At 42.7% G+C, this 6,741-nt stretch carries 10 protein-coding genes; 1 reads left to right on the plus strand and 9 read right to left on the minus strand.

Going from position 1 to position 6,741, the window contains the following annotated elements:
- Positions 1-48 precede the first annotated feature (48 nt).
- Positions 49-288 carry a DUF2960 domain-containing protein gene (locus OIZ54_RS18735; RefSeq protein ID WP_004588463.1) on the plus strand — a complete coding sequence of 80 codons (240 nt, stop codon included), beginning with the start codon at positions 49-51 and terminating at the stop codon, positions 286-288.
- 14 nt (positions 289-302) lie between these two features.
- On the opposite strand, the gene alr is transcribed toward OIZ54_RS18735, so the two are convergent.
- From alr to rpsF, 9 genes are all read right to left on the minus strand, one after another.
- Positions 303-1,382 carry an alanine racemase gene (gene alr, locus OIZ54_RS18740; RefSeq protein ID WP_264391036.1) on the minus strand — a complete coding sequence of 360 codons (1,080 nt, stop codon included), beginning with the start codon at positions 1,380-1,382 and terminating at the stop codon, positions 303-305.
- Entirely contained in the window at positions 1,382-2,761 is a 1,380-nt protein-coding gene (dnaB, locus tag OIZ54_RS18745) for a replicative DNA helicase (protein WP_004588461.1), read from the minus strand. Before dnaB ends, alr begins: the two co-directional genes overlap by 1 nt.
- 113 nt (positions 2,762-2,874) lie before the next feature.
- Complete coding sequence (locus OIZ54_RS18750; protein ID WP_264391037.1) at positions 2,875-3,813, minus strand: DUF4097 family beta strand repeat-containing protein; 939 nt, start codon at positions 3,811-3,813, stop codon at positions 2,875-2,877.
- A gap of 9 nt (positions 3,814-3,822) precedes the next feature.
- On the minus strand, positions 3,823-4,299 hold the full coding sequence (locus OIZ54_RS18755; RefSeq protein WP_024031625.1) for a hypothetical protein: 477 nt from the start codon (positions 4,297-4,299) through the stop codon (positions 3,823-3,825).
- Positions 4,292-4,840 carry an RNA polymerase sigma factor gene (locus tag OIZ54_RS18760; protein ID WP_264391038.1) on the minus strand — a complete coding sequence of 183 codons (549 nt, stop codon included), beginning with the start codon at positions 4,838-4,840 and terminating at the stop codon, positions 4,292-4,294. The genes OIZ54_RS18755 and OIZ54_RS18760 overlap by 8 nt, the downstream gene beginning before the upstream one ends.
- 210 nt (positions 4,841-5,050) lie before the next feature.
- Entirely contained in the window at positions 5,051-5,503 is a 453-nt protein-coding gene (rplI, locus tag OIZ54_RS18765; RefSeq protein ID WP_004588457.1) for a 50S ribosomal protein L9, read from the minus strand.
- Positions 5,504-5,538: 35 nt separating this feature from the next.
- Positions 5,539-5,766 (minus strand): 30S ribosomal protein S18, encoded by a 228-nt coding sequence (gene rpsR / locus OIZ54_RS18770; RefSeq protein ID WP_002962753.1) that lies wholly within the window; start codon positions 5,764-5,766, stop codon positions 5,539-5,541.
- Between the two features lie 12 nt (positions 5,767-5,778).
- The gene (priB, locus tag OIZ54_RS18775; protein ID WP_004588456.1) at positions 5,779-6,096 is read right to left on the minus strand and encodes a primosomal replication protein N; all 318 of its coding nucleotides are present in this window, start codon (positions 6,094-6,096) and stop codon (positions 5,779-5,781) included.
- A gap of 43 nt (positions 6,097-6,139) precedes the next feature.
- Entirely contained in the window at positions 6,140-6,481 is a 342-nt protein-coding gene (gene rpsF / locus OIZ54_RS18780) for a 30S ribosomal protein S6 (protein ID WP_004588455.1), read from the minus strand.
- Between the last annotated feature and the right edge of the window lie 260 nt (positions 6,482-6,741).

The raw sequence follows: 6,741 nt of genomic DNA on the forward strand, positions 1-6,741 counted from the left end.
TTCAATACAGTGTAAAATTACACTCACACTCAATTAGCTGAGCTTATTATGGCACGCAGAATAACCTATACATTTAAAAACCAACCGCGCGAAATTAACTTCGCAAAAGACAAATACCACGACATGTATCAAGCTATTGCCGCTGCCGAAGGTATTGATTTAACCAACTACTTAAACATGGTACGCCAAATAGAAATGACCTCAAAAGGCTCTTCGGCTGTACGTAACTTTCGTGACCAAGAATTTGCCCGTATGGGCTTTAGTGATATTTACTTTATTAAAGAATAAATATCACTTATTAACTATCGCTGGTACTCGTAACTTACGCGCGGTGTAATATTACACAGTAATTCGTAAGGGATAGTATCGGCGCAGTGGGCTATTTCTTCAACCGGAAGCTCCGGCCCCCACATTGTAACGCTGTCGCCTACTTTAACATTGTGCTCGTTTTCGCCTATATCAATGCTTATCATATCCATAGACACACTGCCTACAATACCGTAACGCTGCCCTGCAATCATAACCGGTGTGCCTTCTTTGGCATGACGCGGATAGCCATCGCCATAACCCATAGCCACTACGGCTAATTGAGTCGGTTTATCACTTTGCCAACGGCCTCCGTACCCTACTCGCTCATGTGCGGCAACATCACGCACTGCAATCACCTTTGTGGTTAAACGCATGACCGGCTTTAAATTGTGTTCTTGCCCTGTGCAGTTTGCCATTGGCGACACCCCATAAAGCATAAGTCCTGGGCGTATCCAATCACCGTGTCCTGCTGGCCACGCTATAATACCGGCCGAGTTTGATAAACAATGCGCTTGGTCTATGCCCTTTACAAGCGTATCAAATAAGCTAATTTGCTGCGCCGTTTTAGTATTGTGCGTATCATCGGCACACGAAAAATGGGTCATCAAATTAATGGTGCTTTTAGCATTGGGTGTGCGCTGCAAGCGACTATAAAATGCGTCAAACTGCTCCGGTGCTATGCCTAATCGGTGCATGCCGGTGTTTATTTTTAGCCAGCAAGTAATTGGCGCATCTAAGGTGGCATTTTCTATTGCTGCAAGCTGGTTTTCGTCGTGCACAATAGTTTGAAAATTATTAGCCAATAAAATAGGTAAGTCGGCTTTATTAAAAAAACCTTCAAGCAGTACTATTGACTTTGTTAAACCACCGGCGCGCAGTGCGAGGGCTTCATCAATTCGGGCAACAGCAAATGCATCAGCACTATTTAAGTGCTGGGCAATTTTTACTAAACCATGCCCATACGCATTGGCTTTTAATACCGCCATTATTTTGCTATTTGGCGCAAAACGTTTTACCTGCGATAAGTTATGCGCAAGGGCGGTTAGGTTAATTTCGGCAGTGGCTAGGCGCATTAGTATTCATCATCAACTGCTGGCCCCGCGTAATTATCAAAGCGAGAAAATTGCCCTTGGAAGGTTAAGCGCACTTTACCAATTGGGCCGTTACGCTGTTTACCTATGATAATTTCGGCGATGCCTTTTTCTGTACTGTCTTCGTTGTATACCTCATCACGGTATATAAACATGATTAAATCGGCATCTTGCTCTATTGAACCTGATTCACGTAAATCTGAGTTAATTGGGCGTTTATCGGCACGTTGCTCTAGCGTACGGTTTAGCTGCGAAAGCGCAATAACCGGGCACTGTAACTCTTTAGCGAGCGCTTTTAATGAACGCGATATTTCGGCAATCTCTAAAGTACGATTATCTGATAAACTAGGTACGCGCATTAACTGAAGGTAATCGACCATGATCATACTAATACCACCGTGGTCGCGCGCTATACGTCTTGCACGTGAACGCACATCGGTAGGTGTAAGCCCCGATGCATCATCAACATACATTTTGCCTTTTTCCATCAACAGCCCCATGGTTGATGAAAGTCGCGCCCAATCGTCATCATCTAGCTGGCCAGTACGTACCTTAGTTTGGTTAATACGACCAAGTGATGCCAACATCCTCATCATAATTTGTTCAGAGGGCATCTCTAATGAGTAAATAAGCACAGGCTTGTCTTGCGTCATTGCGGCGTGCTCAGCAAGGTTCATCGCAAAGGTGGTTTTACCCATTGAAGGACGTGCTGCAACAATAATTAAATCAGAAGGCTGCATACCTGCTGTCATTTTATCTAAATCAGCATACCCAGTGCTTACACCGGTTACACCGTCTTGCGGCGACTGGTATAGCTCTTCGATTTTATCGACGGTTTTTTCAAGAATGTTATGAATGCTTTGCGGGCCTTCGGTACTTTTTGTACGTTGCTCAGCAATTTTAAATACTTTACTCTCGGCAAAGTCTAATAAGTCGTGGCTGGTGCGCCCTTCTGGGTTAAAACCAGCTTCGGCTATTTCATTAGCTACGCCAATCATTTCGCGTACTACCGCGCGCTCACGCACAATATTGGCGTATGCATCGATATTCGCAGCACTTGGGGTGTTTTTAGCTATTTCGGCCAAATACGCAAAACCACCAATGCCTGCTAGTTGGTTATTTTTTTCAAGACTTTCTGAAATTGTGATTAAATCTATCGGATCGCCCACTTCAGCAAGCGCGGTCATGGCTTCAAAAATAAGCTTATGGGTGCGGGTATAAAAGTCCTGCGCAACAACCAGCTCTGCTACGCGGTCAAAAGCTTGGTTATCAAGCATTAAGCCACCTAAAACAGATTGTTCAGCTTCTATTGAATGGGGAGGAACTTTAAGGGTATCGACTTGCTTATCTGGTTTGGCCATAACTTCACAGTACTAAAATTGAATGGCTCTATTCTATCGACTTGGCAGGGCTGTGCAAATAGCAAAGCAGGAAATCTTTTCCTGCTTTTTGTAATCATTAACGCTAATTAGCGTTATTTAGTTCGCAGCTCAATTCGCCCGCTTATAGTATCCATTTCAACACTTGCGCTGCCACCATTGGCACTAAACTCTAAATCACTAGAAGGGCCATATTTAGCTTTAGTAACTTTATCGCTGGTAACTTTATTAATAATTTTACCGTTGGCGTGCGCTTTAATCTCAAACTGAGCCGACACGCTTTGCGGGAAGTAAAAATCAGCATCACCACTTACCGACTCATAGCGAACATCAGCCCCTTTTAGCAGTTCGCTGATGTGTATTTCAGCTTCGCCGTTTACAGTATTAATACGTAAGCTTTTTATGCTCGATAATGTAAAATCGATATCGCCATTTACGTTTTCTAATCGTACGTCGTTTGCGGTTGTGCTTGATTTAATATCGCCATTTACGGCACTAAAACGCAGCTCTCCGCTTGATTGCTTATCGTTTATTTCACCGTTTACGGTTTCAAATTGAATATTGCCGCTTAAGTTCTGTGCGTTTACATCGCCATTTACGGTGCTTAATTTAACAGTGCCGCTAATGTCATTTACCGTAATTTCACCATTAACAACATCAACCTCAGCGCCTTTTTTAAGTGTTTTTGCAGTCACTGACACATTTACGCCAGCAAATTCTAAGCGACTGCTTTTTGGCATAAATACTGTTAAGTTAGAGCCATCTCCATTGTTACCCCACCCCAAATTGCGTGGCATTTTTACTATAAATTCGGTTTTATCGCCTGTCGTTTTAAGCTCAAACCCTTCGGCCTTGTCATCAAGCTCGCCGGAGACTTTAAATTCGTTTTTATCCCAGCCGGTTATGTTTACATCGCCACGTTGGTTTTCAATAAAAATAGTGCCGCCGTTTGGCACCTTTATTTGCTTATCTATTTTTTCGCCCGCTAAAACGCTCAGTGGTAATAGGCTTAGCCCAAGTAAAATTGCTTTCATGTTATTCCCCTATATTTGCTGCCAACGCGGTGCATGCACCTTGTTAATTAAGTCGAGTTGTTGCTGGTAAACTTGCGCCAACATGGTCAGTAATGCCTGATTTTGTGGCTCGTTTTCAAGTGCCTGTTTAATTGCTTGCTCTGCTTCTTCAAGCTCTTGTAACTGTGCTTGCCAGTTATTAGTAAGTGCATCCTGGTTTTTGTACTGCACTAATAAACTTTGCTTTTGCGCTTTAAAGTAATCGCTCATAGCAACCACTTGGCTTGGCTCGTTATTGCTCATAAATATATTTATTGCTAATAAAGCCGCTGCACTGCACGCAGCAATAGCGCTCAATTTAGGCCATAATGGCGCTTTAACAGCAAGTGGCTTAGCTGTAACTATGGCGTGCTCAATGCCCTGCCAAAGTGCTTTATTGGGCGCTATGTCTTTATTTAAATTGTTTAAAGACTCGTTTAAGTAGTCATCAAAATTTTGTTTACTCATACTCGTACCACTCTTGTAATAACTGCCTTGCACGATGATATTGCGACTTACTCGACCCTACTGCCATCCCCAATTGCTGGGCTATTTCTTCGTGGCGGTAGCCTTCAATGGCATATAAAACAAACACCATGCGGGCGCGCTCTGGTAGGCGAACAATTAATTTATCTAACCCGTTTAATCCCTTACAACTTTGCGCGCTTTGCTCATCCATACCGCTTTGTTCTATGCTCACAACTTTGTTTAACCAGCTTTTGTGCTTGCGTACATAACTAATCGCAATGTTGCTTGCTACGCTATATAGCCAAGTAGAAAATTGTGAGCGCCCGTCAAACTGCGCTATTTTATGCCACACCTGCACAAACACCTCTTGGGCGGCATCTTCAGCGTGCGCTTCATCGGCCAATAAGCGCAAACATAAACCGTAAACACGCTTTATATGCAGCTCATATAATACCTTATAGGCATTTTGATCCCCCGCTTTAACACGCTCAATGAGTGCAAGGTCGCATAGGGGCGTGTGCTCGGGTTTTGTGTGTAACATCCGTGATGTCGCCTTTTAATTATTTTTATTTAAAAACGTGTATTAATGAGTGTATTGATTACTAAGACGCAAAGACAGACAAGAAAGGTTTAAACTAATAATAAAAATAGTTAAATAATTTTATATAGAGCTATTAGATGGGTATTAAAGAGGAATTTTAGATACAAAAAAGCCGCGCTAAAAGCACGGCTTTTTGGGCTTAATTAAAAATTAAGCTTCAGCAATAACGATTACTTTAATAGTAGCTGTTACGTCTGAGTGTACTGCGATTGCAACGTCGAATTCGCCAGTTTCACGGATAGTACCGTGAGGTAAACGAACTTCTGATTTAGCAACTTCAACACCAACAGCTGAGATAGCGTCAGCGATGTCACGAGTACCGATTGAACCGAATAGCTTACCTTCGTCACCAGCTTTAGATACTAAAGTAACTTCTGCTAATGCTTCTAGTTTGTCAGCGCGTGCTTGTGCTGCAGTTAACTGTTCAGCGATTTTCGCTTCTAAGTCTGCGCGACGAGCATCAAACGTTTCAATGTTTGCTTTAGTTGCAGGAACTGCCTTACCTTGCGGGAAAAGGAAGTTACGTGCGAAGCCAGATTTAACAACAACCTGGTCACCTAGGCCACCTAGGTTAGCGATCTTATCTAGTAGAATAACTTGCATGTTTCTACACCTTTTAAAAACTGTTAATCCGCTGCTTACTTATGTAAGTCAGTGTATGGAAGAAGGGCTAAGTAGCGAGCACGCTTAATAGCAGTTGCTAGCTGGCGCTGGTATTTAGCGCTAGTACCTGTAATACGGCTAGGTACGATTTTGCCACTTTCTGTAACATAGTTTCTAAGAGTAGCTAGATCTTTGTAATCGATTTGTTGTACGCCTTCCGCTTTAAAGCGGCAGAACTTACGACGTCTGAAATAACGTGCCATGAGATTAATTCCTCAAATAATTCTTTCTATATGCTGAGCATGCAAAACCAATTGGCTAAGGCCGTTACGACCTTCGTGGCGATTTAAAAAACCACTCACTTGCAATGCCTGCCCAACGTGCAAATGTTGAGTCTGTTGTTGCATTTGCTTACCACTGGCAACAACCTGAAGCCTAACGTAACTATTACGGTTAAGATCTGCTTCGGTTTGCATCGATTTATGTTCTACAACAAAAATACAATGCGGTATGCCTGCAGGGCTTTGGCTAAACTTGGGTGTTTTACAAACAACCCCCGATATAACCAGCTGATTCATATATGGGCTAACCATTACACTAACTGCTGACTACGTGCCATGCTAGGACTCAAAACAATTAAGCAGCTGGTGCTTCTTTCTTCTCTTCTCTTGCAAGAGGAGACGCTTCAGTTACTGCATTTTTAGTACGCATAACTAAGTTACGAAGCACTGCATCGTTGTAGCGGAAAGTAGTTTCTAGCTCGCTGATTACTTCAGTAGGTGCTTCAACGTTCATAAGAACATAATGAGCTTTGTGAAGCTTGTTGATTGGGTAAGCCAGTTGACGACGGCCCCAGTCTTCAAGACGGTGGATAGTACCACCAGCTTCAGTGATAGAACCAGTATAACGTTCGATCATACCAGATACTTGCTCACTCTGATCAGGGTGAACCATGAATACGATTTCGTAATGACGCATGGATATTCCTTACGGTTAATAGAGCCTTCTACCGTTTCGGCCGGTCGGTTTAAGGCAAGGAATTAATAGTGTAAAAGCCGAAATGAGCGCGCATTTTACGCTTAGATGGATAATTAAGCAAGCAGGTTTTTTAAGCTTTGATAGATAAGTGTTAAAGCTATCAGCTATCAGCTATCAGCTATCTGATCTGACCCCGATAAAGTAGACACGGGGTTTTAATTCATTGATTCATATTGTATGGGGCTAACATTTCCAATCGT

This window comes from Pseudoalteromonas sp. A3 (assembly GCF_025942345.1).
Taxonomy (GTDB): Bacteria; Pseudomonadota; Gammaproteobacteria; order Enterobacterales; family Alteromonadaceae; genus Pseudoalteromonas; species Pseudoalteromonas atlantica.

Coding starts and splice junctions, on each gene's coding strand:
- OIZ54_RS18735 (WP_004588463.1), top strand. CDS start 49: ATGGCACGCAGAATAACCTATACATTTAAAAACCAACCGCGCGAAATT.
- alr (WP_264391036.1), bottom strand. CDS start 1,382: ATGCGCCTAGCCACTGCCGAAATTAACCTAACCGCCCTTGCGCATAAC.
- dnaB (WP_004588461.1), bottom strand. CDS start 2,761: ATGGCCAAACCAGATAAGCAAGTCGATACCCTTAAAGTTCCTCCCCAT.
- OIZ54_RS18750 (WP_264391037.1), bottom strand. CDS start 3,813: ATGAAAGCAATTTTACTTGGGCTAAGCCTATTACCACTGAGCGTTTTA.
- OIZ54_RS18755 (WP_024031625.1), bottom strand. CDS start 4,299: ATGAGTAAACAAAATTTTGATGACTACTTAAACGAGTCTTTAAACAAT.
- OIZ54_RS18760 (WP_264391038.1), bottom strand. CDS start 4,840: ATGTTACACACAAAACCCGAGCACACGCCCCTATGCGACCTTGCACTC.
- rplI (WP_004588457.1), bottom strand. CDS start 5,503: ATGCAAGTTATTCTACTAGATAAGATCGCTAACCTAGGTGGCCTAGGT.
- rpsR (WP_002962753.1), bottom strand. CDS start 5,766: ATGGCACGTTATTTCAGACGTCGTAAGTTCTGCCGCTTTAAAGCGGAA.
- priB (WP_004588456.1), bottom strand. CDS start 6,096: ATGGTTAGCCCATATATGAATCAGCTGGTTATATCGGGGGTTGTTTGT.
- rpsF (WP_004588455.1), bottom strand. CDS start 6,481: ATGCGTCATTACGAAATCGTATTCATGGTTCACCCTGATCAGAGTGAG.